19 protein-coding genes are annotated in these 25,079 nt (G+C 65.8%); 14 read left to right on the forward strand and 5 right to left on the reverse strand.

From position 1 onward, the window contains the following. Window positions 1-513 precede the first annotated feature (513 nt). Window positions 514-1,971, forward strand: a complete 1,458-nt coding sequence (locus tag BSF38_RS08215) for a hypothetical protein (RefSeq protein ID WP_076344642.1) — start codon at window positions 514-516, stop codon at window positions 1,969-1,971. Window positions 1,972-2,253: 282 nt separating this feature from the next. Here the strand turns inward: BSF38_RS08215 and BSF38_RS08220 are convergent, their stop codons facing one another. Then, a complete protein-coding gene (locus BSF38_RS08220) occupies window positions 2,254-3,393 on the reverse strand; it encodes a hypothetical protein (RefSeq protein ID WP_237170795.1) in 1,140 nt (379 codons plus the stop codon). 302 nt (window positions 3,394-3,695) lie between these two features. On the opposite strand from BSF38_RS08220, the gene BSF38_RS08225 reads away from it, so the two are divergent. From BSF38_RS08225 to BSF38_RS08235, 3 genes are all read left to right on the forward strand, one after another. Continuing rightward, window positions 3,696-4,559 carry an amidohydrolase family protein gene (locus BSF38_RS08225; protein WP_076344644.1) on the forward strand — a complete coding sequence of 288 codons (864 nt, stop codon included), beginning with the start codon at window positions 3,696-3,698 and terminating at the stop codon, window positions 4,557-4,559. A gap of 164 nt (window positions 4,560-4,723) precedes the next feature. Then, window positions 4,724-5,749 (forward strand): YfgM family protein, encoded by a 1,026-nt coding sequence (locus BSF38_RS30330; protein WP_099091960.1) that lies wholly within the window; start codon window positions 4,724-4,726, stop codon window positions 5,747-5,749. Window positions 5,750-5,811: 62 nt separating this feature from the next. Then, a complete protein-coding gene (locus BSF38_RS08235; protein ID WP_076344646.1) occupies window positions 5,812-6,837 on the forward strand; it encodes an RluA family pseudouridine synthase in 1,026 nt (341 codons plus the stop codon). Between the two features lie 26 nt (window positions 6,838-6,863). Here BSF38_RS08235 and BSF38_RS08240 read toward each other — a convergent pair whose 3' ends face one another. Beyond that, entirely contained in the window at window positions 6,864-7,247 is a 384-nt protein-coding gene (locus BSF38_RS08240; protein WP_237170796.1) for a helix-turn-helix domain-containing protein, read from the reverse strand. Between the two features lie 803 nt (window positions 7,248-8,050). On the opposite strand from BSF38_RS08240, the gene BSF38_RS08245 reads away from it, so the two are divergent. The 3 genes from BSF38_RS08245 to BSF38_RS08255 all read left to right on the forward strand — a co-directional run bounded on the left by BSF38_RS08245 (window position 8,051) and on the right by BSF38_RS08255 (window position 10,682). Further along, on the forward strand, window positions 8,051-9,265 hold the full coding sequence (locus BSF38_RS08245; RefSeq protein WP_237170797.1) for a DNA polymerase Y family protein: 1,215 nt from the start codon (window positions 8,051-8,053) through the stop codon (window positions 9,263-9,265). A gap of 180 nt (window positions 9,266-9,445) precedes the next feature. Next, window positions 9,446-9,913, forward strand: a complete 468-nt coding sequence (locus BSF38_RS08250; RefSeq protein ID WP_076344650.1) for a hypothetical protein — start codon at window positions 9,446-9,448, stop codon at window positions 9,911-9,913. 64 nt (window positions 9,914-9,977) lie between these two features. Further along, window positions 9,978-10,682, forward strand: coding sequence for a hypothetical protein (locus tag BSF38_RS08255; RefSeq protein ID WP_145952022.1), 705 nt, complete (start codon window positions 9,978-9,980; stop codon window positions 10,680-10,682). Window positions 10,683-10,713: 31 nt separating this feature from the next. On the opposite strand, the gene BSF38_RS08260 is transcribed toward BSF38_RS08255, so the two are convergent. Together BSF38_RS08260 and BSF38_RS08265 are read right to left on the reverse strand one after the other, a co-directional pair. Continuing rightward, window positions 10,714-11,832, reverse strand: a complete 1,119-nt coding sequence (locus BSF38_RS08260; protein ID WP_076344653.1) for a tol-pal system YbgF family protein — start codon at window positions 11,830-11,832, stop codon at window positions 10,714-10,716. A 10-nt stretch (window positions 11,833-11,842) separates the two neighbouring features. After that, window positions 11,843-13,849: a redoxin domain-containing protein gene (locus BSF38_RS08265; protein WP_076344655.1), complete on the reverse strand. Its 2,007-nt coding sequence runs from the start codon at window positions 13,847-13,849 to the stop codon at window positions 11,843-11,845. Between the two features lie 441 nt (window positions 13,850-14,290). On the opposite strand from BSF38_RS08265, the gene BSF38_RS08270 reads away from it, so the two are divergent. From BSF38_RS08270 to BSF38_RS08300, 7 genes are all read left to right on the forward strand, one after another. Next, the gene (locus tag BSF38_RS08270; protein ID WP_145952023.1) at window positions 14,291-15,742 is read left to right on the forward strand and encodes a hypothetical protein; all 1,452 of its coding nucleotides are present in this window, start codon (window positions 14,291-14,293) and stop codon (window positions 15,740-15,742) included. Then, window positions 15,732-17,408, forward strand: coding sequence for a hypothetical protein (locus tag BSF38_RS08275; protein ID WP_076344659.1), 1,677 nt, complete (start codon window positions 15,732-15,734; stop codon window positions 17,406-17,408). The genes BSF38_RS08270 and BSF38_RS08275 overlap by 11 nt, the downstream gene beginning before the upstream one ends. 138 nt (window positions 17,409-17,546) lie before the next feature. Next, window positions 17,547-17,891: a biotin/lipoyl-containing protein gene (locus BSF38_RS08280; RefSeq protein ID WP_076344661.1), complete on the forward strand. Its 345-nt coding sequence runs from the start codon at window positions 17,547-17,549 to the stop codon at window positions 17,889-17,891. Continuing rightward, a complete protein-coding gene (locus BSF38_RS08285) occupies window positions 17,891-18,391 on the forward strand; it encodes a bis(5'-nucleosyl)-tetraphosphatase (protein ID WP_076344663.1) in 501 nt (166 codons plus the stop codon). The genes BSF38_RS08280 and BSF38_RS08285 overlap by 1 nt, the downstream gene beginning before the upstream one ends. Window positions 18,392-18,476: 85 nt before the next feature. Continuing rightward, window positions 18,477-19,184, forward strand: coding sequence for a dTMP kinase (tmk, locus tag BSF38_RS08290; protein ID WP_237170798.1), 708 nt, complete (start codon window positions 18,477-18,479; stop codon window positions 19,182-19,184). Beyond that, window positions 19,156-20,193 (forward strand): DNA polymerase III subunit delta', encoded by a 1,038-nt coding sequence (gene holB, locus BSF38_RS08295; RefSeq protein WP_076344665.1) that lies wholly within the window; start codon window positions 19,156-19,158, stop codon window positions 20,191-20,193. Before tmk ends, holB begins: the two co-directional genes overlap by 29 nt. Window positions 20,194-20,313: 120 nt before the next feature. Then, complete coding sequence (locus tag BSF38_RS08300; RefSeq protein ID WP_076344667.1) at window positions 20,314-22,008, forward strand: alpha-keto acid decarboxylase family protein; 1,695 nt, start codon at window positions 20,314-20,316, stop codon at window positions 22,006-22,008. A gap of 94 nt (window positions 22,009-22,102) precedes the next feature. Here the strand turns inward: BSF38_RS08300 and BSF38_RS08305 are convergent, their stop codons facing one another. After that, entirely contained in the window at window positions 22,103-24,760 is a 2,658-nt protein-coding gene (locus BSF38_RS08305) for a beta strand repeat-containing protein (RefSeq protein WP_076344669.1), read from the reverse strand. Window positions 24,761-25,079: the final 319 nt, after the last annotated feature.

Here is a 25,079-nt window from a genome sequence, read left to right on the forward strand (position 1 = left end):
TGAACTGACAACGTGATTCCCGACACCGGGTTTTCCCCTCGTGAGGACCTTCCCGCCGACAGTCGCCACGAGACTCCCCACCGGGTGTGGCTACGCGCTGGCCGCCTGTCGCCGTTTGCTTATGGGAATGGCTCTCGATATCATAAGGTTTGGAGCGGGTGCACGTGACCCCGGTATGGCTTCGCCCACCGCCGACCCTTGACCGCCGGTGCCCTCGTTGTCGGGCTGTGCGTTGCGGCCCGGTGAAGTTCTGGCCAGGGACACCCGGAACACCGCCTGTCATCTCGTGGCTTTGCGATGGGGCAGTGGTCCTGGCGCTAATCCTGGTCCCGAATTTCGTGGGCCACTTGTTGATCGTCTGTTAGTCACGACCGCTTGAGGTATCTGTCGAACCAGCGCTGAAGCTGACACGACCCGCAGTGTAGGTTCCAGGGGGTTTGTAACCAGCTGATTCGGGTCGGGCAGGTGTTCGGCTGCGGAGCGGATCAGCCTCAGCAGCCTGAGGGGAATGAAGTGGTACAGCCAGGGGCAACTATCGGGCGGAAGCGTGTTCCACTCTTCGTCTGGGCCGTCGCGCTCGCCCTGGGTCTGAATGCACCGGCCCGGGCCGCGGCCTTCTGGAGGCCGAACGACGACGTCGTTATTCCTGAAGGGGCCGAGCCGAAGCCCTTTCGCAAGGTGCTCATTCTTTCAGGAGGCGAGCTTCGCTTCTCAGCGGGCCTTGCGATGATGGCCACACTTCATCAGAGGGGATGGGTTCCCGATGTGACCATCTACACCTGCGGATTCTCCAAGATCCCGGGCGCGTATTTAAACTCACTCACCCAAGTCCAGCCCGGTCAACCCGATCCGACGAAATGGTATGAGGCCGCTCTGTCGGACGAGTACTTCCGAATCATGCAAAGAGTCAAAGTCAACAAGGATTTCTATTCTAGAGTCGTGGATAAAGACGGAAACACCGCTTCGAGCCTGCTTTACGAGCAAATGACTTCCCGGATCGCGGGAATGCAATTGAAGAAAGGGCTCAACAAGGCAAGCAAGCTCCCCTTTCTTTCTTCCCTACTCAGCACTAACCCAAGCCCTTTTAAGATGACCCCGGTGGCCGTCTATCCCGCCCTGTATCGAGAGAACAAAGACACCCTCCTTGATGTCCCTTTCGATCTCAGTCCCGCCGGAATGAATATTCCCTTTTCAGCAAACAAGATGCGCGCCATTTTTGTGGCGACAAAGATCCTCTACCCACGTGAGTTGCAAGGTAAGCCTCGACCCGAGAATTCTCAGCCCCTCTATCAGGAGGTGATTTTCACCGATCGGCTGACGGCGGACGAAATCGCACGAGTGAAATACGGAAAGTCGCCGATCGCAAAGATGTTCCCGAAGGCCCCGATCCATACAGATGTAGAAGTCCGTAGTGACTACCGGGTCTGGGATGTGGCCCGAGCCGCATTGGCAGATATGTACCTTACCGCGCCCATGTGGCTAGAAGACCCCACGGGCCGTCATCCCAAAGAACTTTTTATCACAGGTGCGCTGAACATTTCGCCCATCGAATTAGCGCTTTCGCTGGGCGACGAGGTGATGGCCATTCGAATGAAGGAGTTGCGAGCGTCAAACCCCGCCGAGAAAATAGAATCGTACGTTTATGAAAATACATTCGGCTTTACCAACGACGAGAGAAGACTAGAGATCAAAAACCGTTTCGGCGACAAGGTGATCTGGATCGATCTGGAAGGAATCCAGGAAATGGAGAAAAGAAACGGTTTTTCCCCACTGCGCGTCGGAGACGGGCCGAAAATGCATTTAGAGGATAACATCCCCAGTGATCCCGCCGAGTTCAAGAGGCGGAGCAAAGCCCAGTGGGAATGGGGTGTGGAGCAGATCAATCGGGTTGATCTTCGAAGGAAAGGCGGCCAAAAGAAAGACACAGAAGTCTCATCCTCGGCGCCGGGCAGCCGCGACTCTTGCAGATGACGCTTCCCTGGTTGTGCCGATTGGCCGGTTCGCCTTCATCGCTGCAACGCCCTTTCCACGTAGTCGAGGTAATCGCCGCCCACGCCCCGAAACTCGCCGCCCACGCCCCGAAACTCGCGGTCCGGGTGCTGGACTTCCCCACTTCTGGTGGAGTCCGTAACACTCTCTAGGAGATCTGGCAAACACGAATCGCCCGGTTTCGCGGGCCCTGGCGGAATTCAAGAATGACCACTCTCATCATTCTGACCCCTTTCGCCGTTCCACGCTGGACGTCCGACCGCGTCAGTCGCCGACGGGGATCGTCAGCAGCGGGCCGCCGGTGTGGGTCTCGGATTCTTCGATCGAGACCAGGATTTCGAGGATCGCCATGATCGCCCGGCTGTTGACGTCGTTGCTCGGGATGTAGAACCAATAGCCGCGATAGAAGACGGCCATCTCGGCGTCGCGCGGGCGGTGCTTCTGGGAGCGGACGAAGAAGTTGCCGGCCGTGATCTGGGTCCAGTTGTACGGTCGGCCGTCGGGGCCGGGCGTGCTGGGGGCGACGTTTTCGGCGACGTGCTCCTCGGGCACGCACACGCCCTTCGACAGGAAAACCATCATCTGGAGGATCGACCGCAGGTTGAGGTAGATCGTCTCCCCGGTCTCGATCGCGTCCGGCGTCTCATCGAGCGCGTTCTGCGAGAACTCCGACTTCAAGCGATACCGTGAGAGGCCGGGACGAAGATGGAAGATCCGGCAGAGTTCGTGCATGTCAGGCGAGTCGACGTATGGGCGGTGGACCCGGAGGACGAGCGACTTCTCGCGCTTCAGAAGGGCCATCCGCCCCTCGCCACGCTGCCGGAAGACGTAGCCTTCCTTGGCCGCGTTGAGCAAGTCGTCCCCGCCCAGGCCCTTCTCGGCGATCGGATCGGAGGAGGCGTCGGCGTCCTCCTCGTAACCGACCTGAATCTCGGTCGCCGACCGCTCGCGGAGGCTCGCCATCAGCCGTACGCCACGGAGGAACTCGGCGTTGTAGTCGGGCGCCTTGGGAGTCATCGCGGTCGCCTGCGGCGCATTGCCGACGTCGTTGACGTCGTTGAGCGTCAGCAGCATCATCTGCTCAAGGTTGGCGCCGGCGTTGACGACGCTGAACAGCTCGGCCGACAACGGCGTCAACAGCGCCTTGGCGACTTCCTTCCCTTCGCGAGGCCGGTAGCTGAGCGTGGGGCTGTCGCGGGCCCCAAGCTCGCCGAACCCGAGGTTGGCGTTGCCCGGATACTGGTTGCCGAACCCTCCCAGGAAATGCGCGTTGCCACTGATCTCGAACTGGCTGGTGATGCTCGGCAAATCGATGAAGACGGGCGAATCTGCGTACCGCAAGCGGACGATGTTCATCAAGAGCTGTTCGTCGTTCGTGACCCGGACCGACTCGTTGTACTTCATCCGCGTCGTCCGCAGGGCCTTGGGCCCGAGACACCCGGGCCCGACCATGATAGCGGCAAGGACGGCCCACGCCCCGAGAATCAGCCGCCGTCGAGGCTTGTTTCGACTTGGGACCGCCATGGGCCTTCACCACTCCCGGACGTGCTGAGAAAAAAATCCGCGACCGGTGCCGGACGTCCGGGAGACACGCCTCTTCTCTATCGTCGTCCGATGCGTAAAACTTGACCCGACCCGCACAATCGGCCCGACGCGCGAAACCCGCGCCGTCGACTCCGTCACCCTCTTGCCTGGGACTCGCCCCCGTGATCGCAGAACCGTACATCGACGCCCACTCGCACATCTGGACGCCCGACGTCGGCCACTATCCGCTGGCGGCCGGATTCCAGCCCGCCGACATGCAGCCGCCGTCGTTCACCGCGCAAGAGCTGCTGGCAGTCTGCCGGCCGGCCGGCGTCGGCCGTGTCAACCTGATCCAGATGAGCTATTACCAGTTCGACAACCGCTACATGCTCGACATGATCAAGCTGCACCCCGACCGGTTCGTGGGGACGGCGATCATCGACCCGTTCGGCGTCGACCCGGCCAGCGCGATGAAGGAACTGCTGCCGAAGGGCGTGCGCGCGTTCCGGATTCAACCGTCCTACAGCAAGCAGCCTCCGGCGAGCTGGCTGGCACCGACCGGCTACGAAGCCATGTTCGCGACCGCCGCCCAGACCGGCCAGTGCCTGAGCTGTCTGATCGACCCCGACGGCTTCGCGGAAGTCGATCGGATGTGCCGCAAATATCCGGAAACCAAGGTGATCATCGACCATCTCGGACGGATCGGAGTCGACGGAACCGTCCGTGACGCCGACGTCCGGGCGCTCTGCGACCTCGCCGCCCACCCCCGGGTCTCCGTGAAGGTCGGCGCTTTTTACGCCCTCGGCAAGAAGTCTCCCCCTTACACCGACCTCGCCCCGTTGATCCGCCGCGTCGTTCAGGCGTTCGGCACGCGGCGTTGCATGTGGGAAAGCGACTGCCCATTCCAGGTCGTGAGTCAGCGCTACGAGGACAGCCTCGCGCTGGTCCGCGACCACCTTGATTTCCTCAGCCCCGACGATCGTGAGTGGATGCTGTTCCGCGCCGCCGAGCAAATTCTCTTTCCCCCCTCTACGGCGAAGTCGTGATGGAGTATGCTGGTTTCAAAGGGGTCGAAGGTGGGGACGTAACGCCAGACGGGCGCTCGGCTTGACCGTTTCGCGGTCCAAACACTAAGATTCATGAGAATTTACGATCCGAAGGGTGGAGTCCGTCTCGCGGCATTCGCGAGCCACGGCGCGAGGTGAGCAGGATGAAGAACGACCCGTCGAAATCCCCGTCCCCGATCAGCCCGGCACCCGCTCGGCATCAGTTCGAGCACCTCACGCCGACGGTGATCCATGATCCCGAAGCGGACATGATGCTGCTCGCGAAGTGGGCCCACCGCGCGATGCTGAATCCCACCCGCTTCTGGAGCGTGGTCGGCGGCGGAGTCGCGGCCATCCTCGGCCTGGTGGTCCTCGGCAGCGTGCTCTCGTCGAAGTCGGGGAGCGCGGCCGACGTCTGGACCCGCCTCGACGCCGCCAAGAACGCCGACGATCAGGTCAAGATCGCCAAGGAACACCCCGGCACCCCGGCCGCCTCCTGGGCCCTCCTCCAGGCCGCGTCGCGGCTTTACAAGACGGGAATCGACGACCTCCCCAAGGATCACGACGCCGCGCTCCAGAGCCTCAAGAAGGCCATCGACCTGTTCGACGAAGCCGGCAAGGGCGTGGCCAAGGATTCGCCCGTGGCCCTCACCGCCGCCCTCGGCAAGGCCCGCTCGCTCGAAGCCCGCAACGAGCTTCCCAAGGCCATCGATCAGTACAAGCTCGTCGCCGACTCCTGGCCCAACAGCCCCGAGGCCGCCGAGGCCAAGGAACTCGCCGCCGCCCTCCAGAAGCCCGACGCGGCGGCCTTCTACAAAGAGCTCTACTCGTTCACGCCCTCCAAGGTCACGCTTCCCCCCATGGGAACCGAATCGTTCGATCTGCCTTCGGGAATCGGCGGCTTCCCCGGAAGCGCGGACGGCCTGCTCGGACCGGCGACCGGCATCCCGTCGATCCCGATCCTGCCCCCGCCGCCTCCGTCGCCCATAACCAAGGACGCCGACCCCGCCAAGACGGACGCCGCCAAACCCGAGCCCGCGCCCGCCAAGGCCCCCGAAACCAAGCCCGCGCCCGCCCCGGCGGAAACCAAACCGGCTCCGGTGCCGACTCCTGCTCCGGCAGAAGCCAAGCCCGCCCCGGCTCCGACTCCCGCGCCTGCTCCGGCGGAAGCCAAGAAGCCCGGAAACTGACGACCTTGTTCGGCGACTCGCCGTTTGCCTCGCTCCTTACTCGCTTTCGACCGGCTTGATCCATGCGGGAGTCGCCTCTCTCCGAAACGCCCCAGGAATTCGACGTCAAGCCGCGCACCGACGGTAAGCGGATTGACGCCTACCTGGCGAGCCGGTTCACCGATTACTCGCGGAACGTGATCCAGCGGATCATCGAGGCCGAGGCCGTCGTGGTGAACGGCCGGCCGATCAAGGCGTCGTACAAGATCCGAACCGGCGACCAGATCCGCGTCTGGCTCCCCGAGCTTCCCGACCCGACGCCCGTCGCCGAAGAGATCCCGATCGAGGTCGTCTACGAGGACGAAGACCTCACGATCGTCAACAAGCCGGCCGACATGGTCACGCATCCCTCGCGGGGCAACTGGCGGGGCACCCTCGTCAACGCGGTCCAGTTCCATTTCGACCAGCTCTCGACCGTCGCGGGGGAAGACCGACCCGGCATCGTCCACCGCCTCGACCGCGACACCACCGGACTGTTGATCGTCGTCAAGAACGACCTCGCCCACCGCCGCGTCGCCCTTCAGTTCGAGCACCGGACGATCCACAAGGAATACCTGGCGATCGTCTACGGCGCGCCCGGGCGCGACAGCGACTACGTCGAGCAGCCCATCGGCTTCCACCCCACCGTGCGCGAGCGGATGGCCGTCCGCACCGTCGAGGACGGCGGCCGAGAATCCGCCACGTTCTACGAGGTCGTCGAGCGGTTTCGCGGCTACGCCCTGGTGCGGTGCAAGCCGAGGACCGGCCGGACCCACCAGATCCGGGTCCACATGGCCCACATCGGCCATCCGCTCGTCGCCGACAAGCCGTACTCGGGCCGCGACAAGCTCACCCTGGCCGACCTCGAAGTCCCCGGGGCCAAGACCGACGACCCCGACGCCCTCCTGATCGAACGCCAGGCCCTCCACGCCCACGCCCTCCGGTTCATCCATCCCACGACCGAAGCGGTCGTCGAACTCTCCGCCCCCCTCCCCCCCGACATGGCCCGGACCCTCGAAGCGCTCCGGCTCCATCGAGCACCAACGCCGGCCCCCAGGCGATCGCGCTGAGGCTGCGGAATCGCCCTCAATAAGCCCTATGCGGGTCGAGAGGCGTCCTTCATGGGAAGAAATCGAATTTCGACCCGGTGATCGAGCGCCCGTGCGATGCGACGAAGCATCGCGAGGGAGTGCCCGTCGTAATCCGCGTCTTCGAGCCGGCTGATGACCGAGGCCGTCGTACCGACGGCCTTGGCGAGTTCACTCTGAGTGAGCCCGGCGTTTGTCCGAAGATCGTAGATTTGCCGCCCTATCTCGGCGTTTGCGAGCTCTTTTTCAAAAGCCGCCGCACGCTTCTTATCGCTCCCTACGAACGTCGCATAGGCGTGCTCGAGAGCCGCGGACGCGAATCGACTTTTTCGACCCATCGCTCTTACCTCACGCGTTTGGTTGAAACCGGTGCTTCCGTGGGTCGACTTCAAACCGTTTCTTTCGCTCGACCGCCTCATCAATCTCGCCCGCCGGAACGGCCTTCGCCTTGGTCAACCCGTGCGACACGACCGCCGCGCTGGACGCCGTCGTGCATCGGGGTGCGTTTCCCCTGTCGATTCATAGCAAATTTGCGAAAAATAAACCACGGGGCTCATGTGGATCAATCGGTGGACGCTCTTCGCATCTTTTGTAGGGTGGGCATCATCCACCTCTCCAACCCGTAACCACGTAACGGTTTCGGATGGTGGGCGATGCCCACCCTACGAGGAATCGGCTCCCTCGGCACCACGACCCCGACATGAGCCAACCACGGAATGGTGGGATGGACCAACGGGCGCCCACGAACAACGTCCAACTTTCGAAAAGATTCACCACGGAGGACGCGGAGGACACAGAGGGTGAAAGAGAGAACTTTTCATCTGAATCGTTTTCGCTCCGTGTCCTCCGCGTCCTCCGTGGTGAATCGTCACGACGTCCCACTACAGTGACAGAGTTGGAAGCTGCTCCTGGACGGCCTCCATGAATCCGTATTGAAGTGAGCGACGACGGCACCGCCCGCAATCACTCGATCTTTTGAGCATTTCTTGATAAAGCTCGCGGCCGTCCTCGCTTCGCAAAAAACCAGGGGGCCGGAATCGACCAGCTCGGCGTGCTATTCCATTCCATATGCACCGTCCGCGAGAATCGCGGCGTAAGCCAGGGTTTTCTTGCACAAGAACCCGCTTTCAACTTGACCTGTCCAATAGTTCATACTATGTTTTTGTCCATGGATACCAGGGAGCGGACGACGGCGGTGGGTCATCTCGACGCCGACTGCTTTTACGTGTCGGCGGAGCGGGTGCGGGACGCGTTCTTGGTGGACAAGCCGGTGGGGGTGCTGGGGAACCAGGGCGCCTGCGTGATCGCCAAGAGCTACGAAATGAAGGCGGCGGGGGTGAAGACGGCGGACCCGATCTGGGAGGCGCTCGTCAAATGTCCCGATGGGATCTACGTCAAACGCGATTTCCGATGGTACGAGGTCTTGAGCCGGTTGATGCGCGACCTGGTTCACGAGCTGTCGCCGCGGGTGGAGTATTACTCGATCGACGAGTTCTTCTTCCAGGCCGAGGTGCGTGGCGGGCGGACGTTTCAGGACCTGGCCGAAGCGATGCGCGACCGGATCTGGGAGCGGATCGGCGTGCCGGTGACGGTGGGGATCGCGCGGACGCGGACCCTGGCCAAGCTGATCTCCGACGCCGCCAAGCCGCATGGGGCCCTGGCGGTGATCGACGAGGACGAGGTGGAGCAGTTTCTGGCCGTCCAGCCGGTGACCGAGATCACCGGCGTCGCCGGCCGGCGGGCGGCCCGACTGGCCCCCTGGGGGATCGCCACCTGCCTCGACCTGGCCCGCGCCGACCGCCGGCTGGTGCGGAAGCTTTTAACGGCCGCCGGCGAGACCCTCTGGTGGGAGCTGAACGGCGAGCCGGTGCAGGCGATCCACTCGCGTCGCCCGGCGCACAAGGCGCTCTCACGGGGCGGCAGCTTCGGCGAGTCGACGGCCGATCCGATGGTCCTCTACGCCTGGCTGGTCCGCAACCTCGAACGGCTGATCGAAGAGCTGCGGTTCCACGACGTGGCCGCCGGCCGGCTGACGGTCATGGTCCAGTACAAGACCGGGCACACCGGCGCCGGCGGCAAGTCGCTGGTGGTCCCCAGCGACCGGTTCGACGTCCTGCTGGAGACGGCCCGGCCTTGCCTGCGGCAGGCGTGGATGCGCGGCGTCCAGGCGACGCATATGCACCTGATCGCCGAGAACCTGGCCCCGCGCGGCCAGTGCGCGCTGGCCCTCTTCGACCCGCCTTCCCAGCGCATCCAGGCCGAGGCCGTCGCCCGCGTCAAGGAGCAGATCAACGACCGCCACGGCCGGTTCACCCTCCGCAGCGCCGCCACGCTGTACCTGCCGTCGATCTACCGCGACACGGCCAACGCCTACGACATCTGCGATATTCGCGGGAAAATCTGTTTCTAGCGCGTGGGTCGGAATACCAGCCCGAAGCGCCAGCGAGTGAATTTCCGGTCGGCCATTCGAATCGATTCACTCGCTGACGCTTCGAGCCGGTATTCCGAGAGGAGAGGCATGCTCGCGTCAGTCTGTTTTGATGTCCCTATATGCGTTCAAACGCGACCTCTTGCCCCCCTCTGTAACATCGTGTGCGTCGGAATTGCGCTGGCATGGAGCGAGCTGCCCACGGACCTGATCAGGCGGCACAACCTGGAGCGTCGCGTCCACGATCGTGGGGGCGAGCGCGAGGTTCGTTTTCTGTACCGCGACCGCCAGCCCCGGCTGCCGATCTGGCGCGACGGCCGGCTCCAGATCGTGCGGTGGGGCAACGGCCGCGACCAAAGCCGGCTCCTGCCGCCGACCGGCTGGACCTGGCAGGCGACCGTCGAGGACGGCTACTGGCGGAACCTCGACGCGGTCCTCGTCGACATCCCCGCCGCGCTCGGCTTCGAACGCGGGGTCTGGTTCCGCATCCGCCAGGGAATCCGCGGCGTCCTGGTCCCCGACGAGCACGGCGTCGCCGTCGCCTACATGATCTGCGAGCCGTCGAGCCACTACTACCAGATCATGACGCGGTCGTCGCGGATGCCGATCCTGATCGAGGAGCGGATCTGATAGGATGTCGTCGAGCGGATTCGAACTGAAGCGAGGAACGCGATCCATCGGGAGCGAGCGAGGCATGTCGAAACCCGGATCGAGCCAGGATTCCCAACGAACCGACCAGGCCGCCGACCCCTCGGCCCAAGCTTCGGCGACGCCCGTCGTCGTCGCCGGACGCGCCACGAGAGACGCGCCGATCGGCGTGGCGGTGTCGACCTCTCCGGGCCAGTCGGGCGTCGTCACGGCGCGGAAGGCCGGCGAGCTGCGTGACATGGGCCTCCAGGTCGACCCGCGCAAGGTCGGCGTCCAGGGCGCGCTCCAGCATCTGGCCAAGGCGGTGAACATCGCCTTTCAGACCGACTACGGCGAGAACTACCTGGAGTCGGTCTACCAGGCGGCGGTCTTCAAGCGCGGCGAGGTCCAGATCATCCACCGCGAGTATTTCGGCTTCGGCGACACCTGGTTCGGCCAGTTCGGCCGACTGATCCGGTCGATGGAATTGACCCTCGAAGGCCCCGACCCGGTCTCCCCCGAAGGCCGCGAGCGCATCATCGAGAAAGGCCCTTCCTCGATCCGGGGCATCTTCAACCTGCTCGGCCGCAAGCTCGACCTCGTGACCGAATACGAGGACCGCGTCCCCGCCTACGTCGAGCAGATGTTCGACCGCCTCGAAGCCTCGGGCATCATCGTCGGCTGGAACCGCGACGACTGGGACGTCTGGACCACCCAGATCGGCCTCGACATCCGCATCGCCCCCAAGGAGGGGGTCGACTTCGGAGGTTAGCACAAGCTGGTCACCGCCTTCCGGGAGCCGCTTATTGATCCGCGAGCGCCTTGATGCGTTCCTTGGCGGTCTTGGCGGCGGGGGCGTCGGGGAAGGACTTGACGAGTTCGCGGTAATTCTTGAGCGCGGCGGCGGGCTTGCCGGCTTTTTCGAGGTTCTGCGCGATCTTGAGCAGGCCCGCGGCCCGGTCGGCGGACTTGGCGGCGGGTTTGGGCTTGGGCGCGGGGGCGTCGTCGTCGGGCTCGGCCTTGTCCATCGACTTCGATTTCGCCTTCTCCTTCTCGGGTTTCGACGAGGGTTCTTCGACGTCGCCCGCGAAGGCGTCGTCGGCGCCTCGAACGCGCGAGGGGCCGGCGGCGGGCTTGGCCGGCATGCCCTTGGCGGCGGCTTCGCTGGCCAGGCTGGCCTTCTTGATGTACTTGTCGGGGGTTTCGAGGAACTCGTCGCGGCATCCGGTGCAGCAGATCGGGAACTCGCGTCCCTGAAAAGAGACCGTCAGGGTCGCCGCTCCGCCGGTGACGACGCACTTGCGGCGCTCGACGGCTTGCGCGCCGGCGGCGAACGTCTCCCCTTCCTTCGTGAGCCCGACCTCGATCGCGGGCGCGTACTGGACGCGGCCCGCCGGCTTGCGGTCGGCGATGAGCGTGTAGCGAATGAAGTTGCTGTTGGCGCGCAGCGTCAGGCGCTCGGCCGGATCGCCCGACTTGACGCCGGTTCGTTCGAGGGTCAACAGCTTGCGGGAGGCGTCGAGGCCTCCTTCGTAAACGATCGTCGCGCCGGCGGGCGCGACGGCCTCGGCCTTGAGCTGGTAGCGGTCTTTCGAGGCGTCGAAGGTGAGCGTGGCGGCCTTGAGGAGCTTCGACCCCTGGAACGTCACGGACATCGCGATCGGCTTGCCGCCGGAGAAGGTCCAGGCCCAGGCGTGCGTCTCGGGCCAACCTCGAAACCGCTGGGAAGGGTCCTCGCGCGACACCCCCTGCCCCTTCCAGCTCCCGACCAGGTACTCGAAGGGGGCGAACGGCGGCGGGATCTCGCGGCCGGCGGCCCCGTCGCCCCGGACGGTCGCGATCCCGAACAGGACCGCGCCGGCGACGGCGACGACGAAAGCCGAGGCGATGGGAACCGGCGGCCGGAGGCGACGTCTCATCATCAAATCCTCATCACGGCTTGGCCTGTCGCGGGGCGGCCGCACGCGGACCGCGCCCCGACAGGGCCTGAAGTACCTGCCTGCCGACGCTCGGCTGGCGACCGGGAGCGCGGCTGACCGCCGTCCCCACCGGAACGTCGACGTCGATGTACCCGATCATCATTTCCTCGAACGTCTGCTCGCCCCAGCGGACCAGCTTGTTCGGGTCGGGGTTGTTGAGGTTGTTCGACGTGTTGTCGAAGTGGGCCAGGCAGTCGATGCGCGTCCCCTTCGGCAGCACCAACGGCTCGGCGAGCGTGTAGTAGCTCTGCCAGCCGAAGTCATAGGCCGGCACCGAGAGCGCGACCTCGGGCGCCTGGCCGGGTCGCGTGATCGTGTAGCGGAAGTCCTTGCCGCGAAGGTGCATATGCGGCATGAAGCTGAGCAGCCGCAGGTCTTGCGAGAGCGTCGTCGAGGAGGCGACCGCCAAGTCGTCTTTGTTCGGGGGAATCATGAAGTCGCTCTCGAAGACCGCCATCGTGAACGCCTCGCGGACGGGCGGCTTCTTGGCGAAGATCAGGCCCAGTTTGGAACGATCCTGGCGCACCTCGCCGATCGGCGTGTAGTGCAGCTCAAAAATCAGGTCCGAGCCGGCCGGAATCCGCTTGGCCGTCCCCTCGGGGAAGACCGACGGCATGTCGCCGGGGGCGTAGCCGCAAAAGTGCCGCCCGCCCAGCCCCTCGGCTCGCTCCTTCTGATGCGTGTCGAGGTAGACGACGATGTGGTGGACGACCGAGCGGTCGCCCGGCACGGCCTCGGCGGCCTGAACCCACCTGTCCTCTTTGAAATTCGTGGGGACGCGGAACCGGACGTACGCGACCACGCCCTGCTTGGGGACCGTGTAGGTCTCGGGGATCTCGAGGACCAGGTCGGGCGTGCCGATGCTCCAGCCTTGAGGATACGTCCGCGCGGCGGGGATGTCCTTGGGCTCGCCGAGCGGGGCGCCCTGATCGATCCAGGCCAGCAGCGTCGCCCGCTCCTTGGCGGTCAGGCTGCGATCGTTGGCGAAATGACCGTAGTTCGGGTCGGCGTGCCAGGGAGGCATGCGGCGGTTGTCGACCACCTCGCGGATCATCGCCGAATGCTTCCGCGCGTCGTCGTACGACAGCAACGAGAACGGCGCGACCTGGCCGGGGCGGTGACACGACTCGCAACGGTTCTGGATGATCGCGGCGGCGGCCGACGAATAGGTCACCTGGCCGATATCGGCCGCCTTGATCGCGTCGGCGTCGTGGGCCGCGGCGATCGCCGGCGCGGGAGGCCGCACGCGAGGGGGCGAAGTCTTCGCGACCGCCTGAGCCTTGACCCTCTCGATCAGGCAGCCCACGGCGGCCGTCGCCTTGACCTTCACGGGTTGCTTGGCGGCGAGAGAGTCGAGGGCGTCGCGAAGATAATGATGCTCGGCCGCCGGCTTGCGCGCGCCGACGCCGTACTGGTCGTCGATCGCCCCTCGGTAGCAAATTCGGGCCATGCCGTCGAGAACCAGGACCTCGGGCGTCCGCTCGATCAGGGCGGCGTCGGCGATCAGGTTGTCGCGGTCCTTGAGGACCGGGAAATCGAGCTGGAATTTCCGCGCGTGGGCGGCGATCTCGGCGTCGGTCTCGTGGGCGTTGGAGTTCACGCCCAGGACGACGAATCCCTTGGCCCGGTAGTCGCGGCTGATCTCGGCGAGCCGGGGCATGTAGACGTCGCCCACCGGGCAGGTCGTCCCCATGAAGACCAGGACCATGCCGGTTTTCCCAGCGTAACCGTAGAGCATGTAAGGCCTTCCGGTGACCGCGTCGGTCAACGTGAAGTTCGCCAGCCGCTGGCCGACCGATCGATCGACCGGCAATGCGTCGGCGGTCGTGGCCGACGACGGCGGTTGCGGCACCGACGGCTTGGGCGGGTCGTCGGCCGCCGCGCGGACGCCGGCCGCGAGGGCGGCCAGGACCATCAGGGAGGAACCGATCCGATTTCGCAACAGGTCCGGCTGCAACATGAATGCCTCACGAAACGGCTCGAAGCGACCATGGCTGGTACGTCGATAGAATTCAGAGTATCGAGAAACGCCCTTGTGCGGAATTGGTATTCCATTACATAAAGGCTCCGTGCACTCGATCGGACGGATCCGAGAAGAGTCGCGCGCAAGTCTCACGGGCAGGACCGGATGGAACCGGAACGCGATCCAGCGAAACCCGCCGCCACGATCGACGGTCGCATAATGCGCCCGGTCCCCGCGCGGCTGCGCCGATTCCTCGTCGAAAATCAGGTCGAGAGCCGGCCTCACGCCGCGACGGAGCCTCTCTGGCTGAACCGCGGCGTGTGGTTGTTCGTCGCGCTCGGCCTGATCTTGCGGACCATTCGATACGCACAGAATCTACCTCTGTGGTCCGACGAATGTTTCCTGGCTGTGAATTTCCTACAACGCGGATTCCGGGAGTTGCTCGAACCGCTCGACAACGGGCAGATCGCGCCCTTGTTGTTCCTCTGGGCCGAGCGGGCGGCGGTCGTCGCGCTGGGGTTCTCGGAATGGTCGCTGCGGCTCGGCCCGATCGCCTGCGGCCTCGCGTCGATGCTGCTGTTCGAGCGGCTGGCGAGGGCGACGCTCCGGCGGCTTCCGCTGCTGCTGGCGGTCGGCGTGTTCGCAGTCAGCGTCCATCCGATCCGACACGCGGCCGAAGCCAAGCCCTACGCCTCCGACCTCTTGACCGCCCTGCTCTTGCTCGGGCCGGCCGTCGCCTGGCTGAACGATCCGAGCCGTTCGCGGCGGCTCTGGCTCCTGGCCGCCCTGACGCCCTTCTGCCTGGCGCTGTCGAACCCGGCGGTCTTCGTGCTCGGCGCGATCATCGCCGTCCTGGCGATGCCGGTCTGGAAATCGGGACGTTGGAGCGATCGGCTCGCCCTGGCGAGTTGCCTGGCGAGCTTCGTCGGCCTGTCGGTGGTACTGCATCTGGGCTTCGGCCGGACGCAGAGCGCCGGGGCGATCGCGGGGTTGCAAAACTACTGGTCGTCGGGCTTTCCGCCGCTCGGAACACCCTGGAAGCTCCCCGGCTGGCTGCTCGCCGCCTGCACTGGAAGTATGTTCGCGTACCCCGGCGGGGGCGCCCACGGATTGAGCACGGTCACGTTCCTGGCCTTCGTCGCGGGAGCGGCCGTCTTGACACGACAAGGCAAGGGCCGGCTCGTCGTCTGCTTGATCGCCCCGTTCGGTCTGACGCTGCTGGCGTCGGTTTTCCATCGCTATCCGTTCGGGACCGAGGCGCGGTTGATGCAGTTCGCCGCGCCGGCCGTTTGCCTCCTGAGTGGAGCCGGAGCGGGCGCCGCGATCGAGTGGATTCGATCGGCCGGGCGACGCCGCCGCGTGCTTGGAGCCGTACTGACCGGGCTGGTCGCCTGCGGGATCGCGCCTCAGGTGGTCAGCTCGATGATTCCGTACCGGATGTTGCACGACCAGGAAGCGCGGGAGTTTGCCCGGCGGTTCTGGGCCGAGCAAGGCCGCGACGCCGAGTTGGCGTGCGCGCATCTCGATTTCGGCCTCGATTCGCCCGGCTGGCAAGGTCGCCAGGCCTGGTATCTCTGCAACCAGGCGATCTATTCGCCCCAGCGTCGAGCGCACGGCGGGCCGAGGCTCGACCGCGTGTCGACGGATCACCCGCTCCGCTGCGTCGTGTTCGAGCAAGACCCCGACGGCGCCCCGGTCCGCGCCTGGCTGGCACGGATGCGGACCGAATACGACCTGCGATCGCAATCGATGCGGGAACCCCTCGTGACGCTCGGCGACCCGGCGAGACAAGCGCCCGAGCGCTGGCGAATCTACGAATTCATCCCCCGATCGAAGCCGACGGGCGAGGAGAACCACGTTCCGATGGAGACGTCGAACAATGAGCGCTGAAGCTCTGAGACTGGCGGCCGTTCGCCCCCTGACGCCGCTGCGGGTCGATCGCGGTCCGGCGACCGACGAGAGTTGGTTCGCCCGCGCGAGCTGGTGGCTCGTGGCGTTGGGAATCCTGGCCCGGCTGGTCCGCTATCTGGTCGACTATCCCATCTGGCACGACGAGGCGTTCGTCGCGGCGAGCCTCTGGAACCGAAGTTTCGGCGAGCTGGCCCAGCCACTGGAATACGGGCAAGTCGCGCCCTGGCTGTTCCTCGTCGTCGAGCGGATCGTCGTGCTCTGCCTGGGATACTCCGAGCTGACGCTCCGGCTGTTTCCCACGGTTTGCAGCATCCTCAGCGTGGTCGTGTTCCGCCATCTGGCGTCTCGACTGCTGCGCGGCTGGGCGTTGGTCCTGGCGACGGCGGTCTTCGCCTGCGCGTTTTACCCGATCCGCCACGGCAACGAGATCAAGCCGTACTCCGCGGACCTGCTGGCGGCCGTTTCGTTGCTGACCCTGGCGGTCGAGTATCTCCGCAAACCGGATTCAAGCCGGTGGTTGTGGATCGCGTCGGCCGCCTTGCCCGTACTCTTGGGCCTGTCGTACCCGGCCGTCTTCGTGGCCGGGGCGATCTGCCTGGCGTTGGCCCCGGCGGTCGTGTCGCGCAGCTCGACGCCAGTGCGGTTGGGGTTCGTGGCCTACGGTCTGATGCTGGTCGGGTCGTTCCTGGCGATCTACCTGGCGGCGACCGTCGTCCAGCAGCGGGAGATGGGGACGTTCTATCGTCTGGGATACTGGAAGGACTCGTTTCCTCCCCTTGATCAACCGTGGTGGATACCGGTCTGGCTGCTCGATATGCACAGCGGCAACATGATGGCCTACCCGGTCGGCGAGCGGAAAGGCGGAAGCGTCGCGACGCTCGCTTGCGCGCTCGTGGGGTGCCTGGCCCTCTGGCGACGCGATCGCCGCACCGTATTGGCCTTTCTGACGTTGCCGTTCGGCCTCGGCCTGGTCGCCGCGTTCCTCGGCCGGTATCCGTACGGCGGCGAGGCGCGGATCATGCAGTACCTCGCCCCGTCGATCTGCCTCCTGGCCGGTCTGGGAATGGCGGCGCTGTTCGCCCGGCTCTCCCGCCCGGCCCTGGCCTGGTCGGCGCCTCGATTTCTGGTCGCGGCGATGGCACTGCTGGCCGTCGGCCTGGCGGTCCGCGACCTCGCCAAACCGTATCGAGTGGCCGCGGACCTCCGCGCCCGCGAGTTCGCCCGTCGGTTCTGGGTCGAACAGAGTGAAGGGGCCGACCTCGCCTGCCTCAAGTCGGACCTGGGCGTCGAGTTCGATCCCCACACCTGGCGCGCGGGAATGTCGGCCGTCTACCTGTTTTACCAGCGTCTGTATTCGCCCCGGCACCGCTCGGGCACCCCATTCCAGCTCGACCGCGACTCGTACACCGAGGCCCACCCGTTGAGGCTGGTCGTCTACAACGATCTCGACGACAAGTCGCCTCCCATGAGTGCGTGGCTGTCCGAAATGGATCGCGATTACCGGTTGCGGCGGTCGGAGACGTTCGTCGTCGACCCCGGCAAGTCGGGGGAGTCTTGGCTCCGCGATGTTTACGGCGTTTTCGAGTTCGTGGCGCGGGAGCCGGCCCGTACGGCGACGGTCGGCGAGCCGTCGGCCCGGTACTGAATGTGTCCAAAACACTCTGGCCAACCGGGATCGGCAAAGATAAGCTAACTAGTGAAGTGAGCGTGAAGACGTGCCTTCGGGCATGCCTTCGCGACTCGAGGCCGACGATCAAAAAAATTCGACGTGACGGGGTTCGCCATGCGTTTGGAGGCAGTGATCCTGCCCGAGCTGGGGACCGGTCCGGACATGCCGATCGTCGTCAGCCACTGGTACGCCGGACGGGGAGAAATCGTCTGGGAAGGGGATCGGCTGGTCGAAGTACTCGCCGGCCCCCTGACCTTCGATGTTTCCGCGCCGGCGACGGGACGCCTCGTCGAGATTCGTGGTCGGGAAGACGACCTGGTTGAACCAGGGTCGGTGCTCGGCTACGTCGCTCCGGACGACGAGCGGGACGGTGGCGACGACGACGCGACGGAACGGAACGGGGGCAACGGCGAGCGCGGCCCGGGCGAATCGCCACGTCGGTCAGGTCGCCCCCGGTAATGACCACGTTTCACGAGCGATCCGCTGGCGTCATCCCCTATCACCGCGAGGAAGACCAGGGTTTCATTTACCTGGTCTTGCACTCCGCGACGGTGCGGAACCCCCGCGCCAAGTGGGAATTCCCCAAGGGGGGCGTCGAGCAAGGCGAGAGCACCCGGCAGACCGCCGGCCGCGAGTTTCAAGAAGAAACCGGCCTGTCGAACTGGACCATCCTCGACGGCTTCGAACGCAGCCTCTCATACACCTACATCCGCAGGGGCCGCAAAGTCGTCAAAACCGTCACATATTACCTCGTTGAAGTCGGCGGTCCGATCGAGCCGACGCGGTCCGAGGAGCACGTCGAAGACCCTCACGGCCACTGGTTCCACTGGGGGACCTTCGAGGAGATCAATCGGCTGCTCTACCACACCAAGATCCGCCAGGTGTTCGCCGAGGCCCAGGCGTGGCTTCTGGACGTCCCGCCGCCGCCCGAGGCCGAGCCGGACCCGGAGCCTTCTTGATCGAGTAGGTCGAAGCGCCGGTTCACCCGCCGCTCCCTTTTCTCGCGGGCGCGAGATATCATCTTGAGGAGAGGGGGGAACCAACGTGACAGAGTACAAATTGCCGAGCTATTTATCCTGGGAGCGGCCGCATCCGGGCTTCTTCCTGGCGTTCGAAGGGCCCGACGGCGGCGGCAAGTCGACTCAGGCGGCCCGACTCGCGGACTGGCTCAGGGAAGACGACGAGTTCGACGTCGTCACCTGCCGCGATCCGGGCAGTACGCCTCTCGGCAACCGGCTCCGTGAGCTGCTCCTGGAACGGAGCGAGCTTCATCCGACCTTGAGGGCCGAGATGCTCCTCTTCATGGCGAGCCGCGCCCAGCTCGTCGAGGATGTCATCCGCCCGGCGCTCGCGGCGGGCCGAGTCGTGATCTGCGACCGTTTTCTGCTGTCGAACATCGTCTACCAGGGAGTCGCCGGGGGCCTGCCGATCGACGAGATCGCGCGCGTCGGCCAGGTGGCGACCGGCGGACTGCTGCCGGATCTCACGCTCGTCCTGAACGTCTCCCGAGACACCGCCAAGAGCCGCATCGGCGCGGCGCGTGACCGGCTGGAGGATCGCCCCGAGAGCTATCACGCCCAGGTGAACAAGGGCTTCTCGAACGCCCTTGATCTGATGATTGTCGGCCCCGAGGGATGCCCTTACTATCCATCCCCGATGACGACGATCGACGCGAGCAAGGACGCCGACGACGTCGCTCGCCAGATTCGAAAGGCGGTGGCGAATGCCCTGCGTCTCGGTTCGCGGCCATGACCGCGCGCTCGCTTCACTCCGTTCCAGCGCCCAGTCGGGACGGCTCCCGCACGCGTTCCTGTTCGTCGGTCCCGAGGGGATCGGCAAGCGGACGTTCGCGCTGACGCTCGCGCAGTCGCTGCTTTGCGAGCGAAACGCCGAGGGGCTGCTTGAACCGTGCGGAGAATGCCCGGGATGCGTCCAAGTCGAGGCCGGATCGCATCCCGACCTGATCGTCACGGGTCGCCCCGACGACAAGCAGGAGCTGCCGATCCGGGTGATCCGCGACCTCTGCGCGGAGTTCGGCCTCAAGCCGGCGCGCGGAGTCCGCAAGGTGGCGGTCGTCGACGACGTCGACACGATGAACGACGAGGCGGCCAACGCCTTCTTGAAGACGCTGGAAGAGCCGCCGCCGGGGGCCGTGCTGATCCTCATCGGCACGTCGGCCGAGCAGCAGCTTGAGACGATCGTCTCGCGATGCCAGGTGGTCCGGTTCGATCCTCTGCCCGTCGACGAGCTGGCCGGGCTGTTGCTGGAAAAGGGGATCGCCGCCGACGCGGACGACGCCGCCAAGCTCGCCGCGCTGGCCGAGGGGAGCGTCAGTCGGGCGATCGGCCTGGCCGACCCGGACCTCGACCGCTACCGCCGCGACCTGATCGACGGCCTGGCCGGCGAGCGCGGGTTCGACCCCGCCGAGCAGGTCCAGCAGCTTCTCGCCTTCTCGAAGAAGGCCGGCAAGGAGACCGGCGCCCAGCGCCGACGCGCCAGCCTGATGGTCGGCGAGCTGGCCCGGCTGTTCCGGGGGGTCTTGTGGCAGACCGCCGGCCTCGAACCGCCGTCGGCCGACCCCGCCGACCGCCGCGCCATCGCCGTTCTCGCCCAACGGCTCGAACCCGAAGACGTCTTCATCCTCGCCGACCGCGCGCTCGAAGCCGATTTCCACCTCGCGCGCAACCTGTACATGCCGCTGGTCCTGGAATCGCTGTTCCACGACGTGGCGAAGGTCGTCAACCCGAAGGCGCGCGCCTGACAGTCGATCGCGTCTCCCCGTGATCATGGTTCGGGATCGGCCGAGGGCCTAGAATAGGAGTAGAGGACGACGCGCTGACCGCGCCTCCTCGGATCAAGGCCCCCAGCAAGGAGACCTGACATGCCCCACGCGGCTTCTCCGAGTCCGACGCCGGATCAATCGCCGACGCTCGGCCAGTACCTGATCGACCGTTTGACGGAACTCGGCGTGGACCACGTCTTCGGGATACCGGGCGACTACGTGCTCAGCCTGTACAAGATGCTGGAGCAAAGCCCGATCAAGCTGGTGGGTACGACGCGCGAGGACAGCGCGGGGTTCGCCGCCGACGCTTATGCGCGGGTTCATGGGCTGGGGTGCGTATGCGTCACCTACAGCGTCGGGGGCCTGTCGGCCTGCAACAGCATCGCCGGGGCCTACGCCGAGAAGTCGCCGGTCATCGTCATCAGCGGCTCGCCGGGGATGGGCGAACGCGTTCATCACCCGATGCTCCATCATCAAGTGAAAGACTACGACACCCAGTACAAGGTCTACCGCCAGCTCACCGCCGCGTCGGCCGTGCTCGACCGCCCCGAGACCGCATTCAGCGAGATCGACAGGGTTCTCGACGTCGTGGTCCGGAACAAGCGACCGGTCTACCTGGAAATCCCCCGCGACCAGATCCACGTCCGCCGCATCGGACCGCGACGGCCCCCCAAGCCCGAGCCCCCGAGCGATCCCCACGCGCTCCGCGAGGCGCTCGACGAGGCGACGGAACGGCTCACAAAGGCCAAGCGGCCGGCGATCCTGGCCGACGTCGAGATTCATCGTTTCCGCCTGTTGAAAGAGCTGTTGGAGTTGGCTGAATCGACGGGAATGCCGATCGCCTCGACGATCCTCGGCAAGAGCGTGTTGTCCGAGGCCCACCCGCTGTTCGCCGGGGTCTACGAGGGCGGAATGGGGCGTCCTGAGGTGACCGAACTGGTCGAGACGGCCGACTGCCTGCTGATGCTCGGCTGCTTCCTCACGGACATCAACCTGGGGATCTTCACCGCCAAGCTCGACCCGTCGCGATGCATCGACGCAACCAGCGAGCACCTCCGCATCGGCCACCACCATTACCGCGACGTCCGGCTCGACGACTTCATCCGAGGCCTGATCGCGCGGAACCTGAAGGTCCAGCGCACGCCGGTCCCCAAGCGGTCGAACCCATTCGCCGAGATCGATATGGGGTCGGGAGACTCGCCGACGACCTCGCCGAGGCTGTTCTCTCGCCTCAACCGATTTCTGGCCGATCACAAGGAGACGACGGTCATCGCCGACATCGGCGACTCGCTGTTCGGGGCGATGGATCTCGAAATGCACCGGCACACCGAGTTCCTCAGCCCAGCGTACTACACGTCGATGGGCTTCAGCGTCCCCGCGGCGGTCGGCGCCGGGCTGGCCAACCCGAGCGCCCGGGTCCTCGTGATCGTCGGCGACGGCGCGTTTCAGATGACCGGAATGGAGCTGTCGACGATCGCGCGGCACGGCCTCAACCCGATCGTGATCGTTCTCAACAACCACGGCTACACCACCGAGCGGCTGCTCCTCGAAGGCGACTTCAACGACGTCCACGGCTGGGCGTTCCACCGCATCCCCGACGTGCTGGGGACCGGCCTGGGGATCGAGATCCGCACGATGGGCGAACTCGAAACGGGACTCGCCCGGGCGCTGGGAAATACCGGCAGCTTCACCATCCTCAACGTCCATCTCGATCCTCTCGACCACAGCCCGGCGCTCGACCGGCTGGCCGGCAAGCTGGCGGCGATCGTCGACAAGCGCGCCGACGCGTCCTGAATACGAGCGCACGGCCCGGAAACGCGAAACGGACCGGCCGACGCCTTGTGGCGCGTCGGCCGGTCCGTATTGGTTTTCCCGCTTCGGGCGACGATCAGCCCGGCAGCTTGTTGCCGGCGCTCGTGAACCTCTGCACCTTGCGGGTGGTCGGCACGATGATCCCCGAGTGAACCCACGTATAGGTGTTGCCGTTGTGGAACTTGCCGCGGTTGTAGACGCTCCGGCCGAGGGTCCAGACGCCGGTGCCGGTGTCGTTCTTCCGGCTGGCGTTCTGCCTGCGGCCCGCCACCTTCTGGCCGTGGAAGGCCTGGATTCGCTGGCGGAAGCCGGCCGGCGGCAGGTACTGACTGAGCGCGACGCTCATCGGGAGCGGCGCGTAGTTGTACTGCGACATCGCTGAGATCGTCGGTACGAACGAGCCGCCGAACTGGCTCAGATAGCTCACGGGGGTGAACAATCCGGGCGGGAGCGGCGTGGAGACGGCGCCCACGGTGGAACCGCCGCCGCTGCCTCCGCCGCCGCTGCCGCCGTTGATCGCCGCCGTGCCCTGGAAGGTTTGCACTCCCTCGGGCGAGCCGGCCAGCGTCTTGCCGCTGACGACCAGAGTCGAATTGCCCGAGGGCAGCTTCAACGCCGATCGAGGCGAGATCGTAATGATCGCCTGGTTCGCGTTGTTCGGGTCCGCCGTGACGGTGGCGTTGGCGAACAACACCCCGTTGACTGTGATGGTCGTCGGGTCGATGTCGGTCGACGCGACGAACGGCTGGCCGGTGGGGGTCGTGGAGTTCGTCACGTAGATCTTCATCGCGTCGGGCGTCGTCGGATTGACCGCGAACGGCGACGTCGTCGACGAGTCGATCTGGGTGATCGTGGTCTGGATCACGTTGGTCGCTGGAGGGATGCCCAGAGTGATCATCGCCCCCTGGACGATGAACCCGCCCCCGGCCGCCGTCGCACTGCTGGTGATGGTGTAGCTAGGCGCCCCGATGATGAAGTCGCCGACGAGGTCGCTGTCAGCCGTGTGGATCTGGCCCGACGTCACCAGCCGACCCGAAACCGACGAGCCGAACGCGGTGGCGCCGAACCCGGGCGTGGTCGCGGTGAACTGCACCCCGGCCAGGGTCGCGGGATTCTCCGCGTCCGAGAGCTGGAACGAGCCGGTGTAGGTGCCCCCGTGCCCGGGGAGCAGGTACGCCGAGTTGTTGCCAGGCGCCCCGATCAACACCTCGTTGGTCTGTCCGGAGTTGATCGGCGCGACAAAGCCCAGGGCCGAGCCCGCCATGTCGCCGAGGTTGCCGATCAGCGACAACGAGCTGACCGCGGCGGGGATCGTATTGAGCGTGAAGATCCCGTTGATGAGATTGTTCGCGCCGCCGTAGAGAATCGTGACGCGGCCCTGGTTCGCGGTCGTACTGGAGCCGCCGTAGTTCGGCGAGCCGATCATGATGTCGGCGACGCCGTCGCTGTTGAAGTCGCCCGCGCTGTAGACCGCGGCGCCGGCGCGTTCGCTGCCGGCCCCGCCGCCGCCGCTGATCGCGGCGCCGGGCACCGTCGCCGGGGACGAGCCGGCCGGCTGGCCGACGCGAGCGAGGGAGATGAAATTGTAGTTGAAGTTGTTGGTGACGAGGCCGCCCAGATTGCCGCCGTACACCAGGTAGGCGGTACCGTTCCCGCCGGCCGCCGCCGGGGCGCCGATCAGGAGGTCGCCAAGCCCGTCGCCGTTGACGTCGCCGGCGCCGGAGACCGCGAAGCCGGCCTGGTTGCCCGCCGCGGCGCCGGCCAGCACCAGACCCGCGGTGCCGCCGGCCTGGCCGAACAGCGAAACATCGATGGGCGTGGTGTTCGTGCTCGTCGGAATGCCGTTGGCCGACACGACGTAGACGGCGCCGCTGTTGGCGGTCCCGCCGGTGCCGACCGTGGCGTTCGTCGCCCCCATGGCGATGTCGTTGGAGCCGTCGTTCAGGAAGTTGCCGATCCCCGCCACCGAGGCCCCCAGCCGCGAGCCGAGCACGGACGTCGCGTAGGTCACGATGCTGATGCCGGCCGTGGCCGTCGGGTTGTCAAGGTCGATCGTCTGCCCGGACAGGCCGAGAAGATTCGTCGAGCCGTAGACGAGATAGACCCGGCCCGAGCCGATGCTCGTCGCGTCGCCGGCGGCGTCGAGGGCGTTCGGGGCGCCGATCAGGAACGCCTGCGTGCCGTTGATCACCCCCGCGTTGGCCACCGAGAAGCCGAGTTGCGAGCTTCCGCTCTTGCTCGCGATGAAGGTGATCCCCGTGAAGTTGTAGGCGCCGGTCGAGCTGCCGGAGATCGGATTGACCTGGCCGGTCGTGCCCAGAGTGTTTAACGCGCCGACCCGTCCGTTGGGGGCGACGTTGGTGACCAGGGGCACGGTCGTGTTCAGCCAGTCGAGCGTCGACGTCGTGGTGGCGGTCGACTGCTGCTGGGAGCCGAAGACGAGCGAGACCGACGGGGTGGTGCCGTTCGGCGAGCCGATCAGGAAGCTGTCGTAACCAGTGCCGTTGATATCGCCGAGCTCGGCGACGCTGGCGCCGGCGTTCTGGCTGGTCGTCGAGCCGACCATGTTGATGCCGACGTTGCCGGTGGCGATGTTGGGCAACGCCGGGGGCGTCGTGGATCCCAGGTCGAACGCCATCAAGATCTTGGCTTCCAGGTTTTCGCCACGAGGCCGAAACGCCACTTTCTTCCGCACCGCCTTCGACGGCCGCGGACCGCGCTTGCCAAACAGCATGGGAGACTCCCTCCTCCAGGCTCCTATCCGCGTTCCGCCACGAGTCAATTCGCTACGGCGCCTCGCGGCGGGCGACCCTCGTTAGACGCGTTCGACCCCGAAAAGCTCCAGCTCTCGAAGCCGAACGGCCTCGGCGCGATCTCGCCGCCAAGGGTTCCCTTTTACCTCAGCAGTTTCGACCTGCTCGCGGCCGCAACTCCATTGAAACCGTCCGGCTTACAACCCGCACTCATCCGGACTCCCGTTCTTTCGATTCAACTCGAACAATCCGTAAATCCGATAGTTCAGGTGAATCGATCGGCTTCCCGTCCGGTCGACG

This window comes from Paludisphaera borealis (assembly GCF_001956985.1).
GTDB lineage: Bacteria > Planctomycetota > Planctomycetia > Isosphaerales > Isosphaeraceae > Paludisphaera > Paludisphaera borealis.

Bases quoted from the DNA above. Each gene is read 5' to 3' on its own strand.
- BSF38_RS08220 (WP_237170795.1), bottom strand. From the start codon at position 3,393: ATGAAGTACAACGAGTCGGTCCGGGTCACGAACGACGAACAGCTCTTG.
- BSF38_RS30330 (WP_099091960.1), top strand. From the start codon at position 4,724: ATGAAGAACGACCCGTCGAAATCCCCGTCCCCGATCAGCCCGGCACCC.
- BSF38_RS08235 (WP_076344646.1), top strand. From the start codon at position 5,812: ATGCGGGAGTCGCCTCTCTCCGAAACGCCCCAGGAATTCGACGTCAAG.
- BSF38_RS08255 (WP_145952022.1), top strand. From the start codon at position 9,978: ATGTCGAAACCCGGATCGAGCCAGGATTCCCAACGAACCGACCAGGCC.
- BSF38_RS08260 (WP_076344653.1), bottom strand. From the start codon at position 11,832: ATGATGAGACGTCGCCTCCGGCCGCCGGTTCCCATCGCCTCGGCTTTC.
- BSF38_RS08265 (WP_076344655.1), bottom strand. From the start codon at position 13,849: ATGTTGCAGCCGGACCTGTTGCGAAATCGGATCGGTTCCTCCCTGATG.
- BSF38_RS08275 (WP_076344659.1), top strand. From the start codon at position 15,732: ATGAGCGCTGAAGCTCTGAGACTGGCGGCCGTTCGCCCCCTGACGCCG.
- BSF38_RS08280 (WP_076344661.1), top strand. From the start codon at position 17,547: ATGCGTTTGGAGGCAGTGATCCTGCCCGAGCTGGGGACCGGTCCGGAC.
- BSF38_RS08285 (WP_076344663.1), top strand. From the start codon at position 17,891: ATGACCACGTTTCACGAGCGATCCGCTGGCGTCATCCCCTATCACCGC.
- holB (WP_076344665.1), top strand. From the start codon at position 19,156: ATGCCCTGCGTCTCGGTTCGCGGCCATGACCGCGCGCTCGCTTCACTC.
- BSF38_RS08300 (WP_076344667.1), top strand. From the start codon at position 20,314: ATGCCCCACGCGGCTTCTCCGAGTCCGACGCCGGATCAATCGCCGACG.
- BSF38_RS08305 (WP_076344669.1), bottom strand. From the start codon at position 24,760: ATGCTGTTTGGCAAGCGCGGTCCGCGGCCGTCGAAGGCGGTGCGGAAG.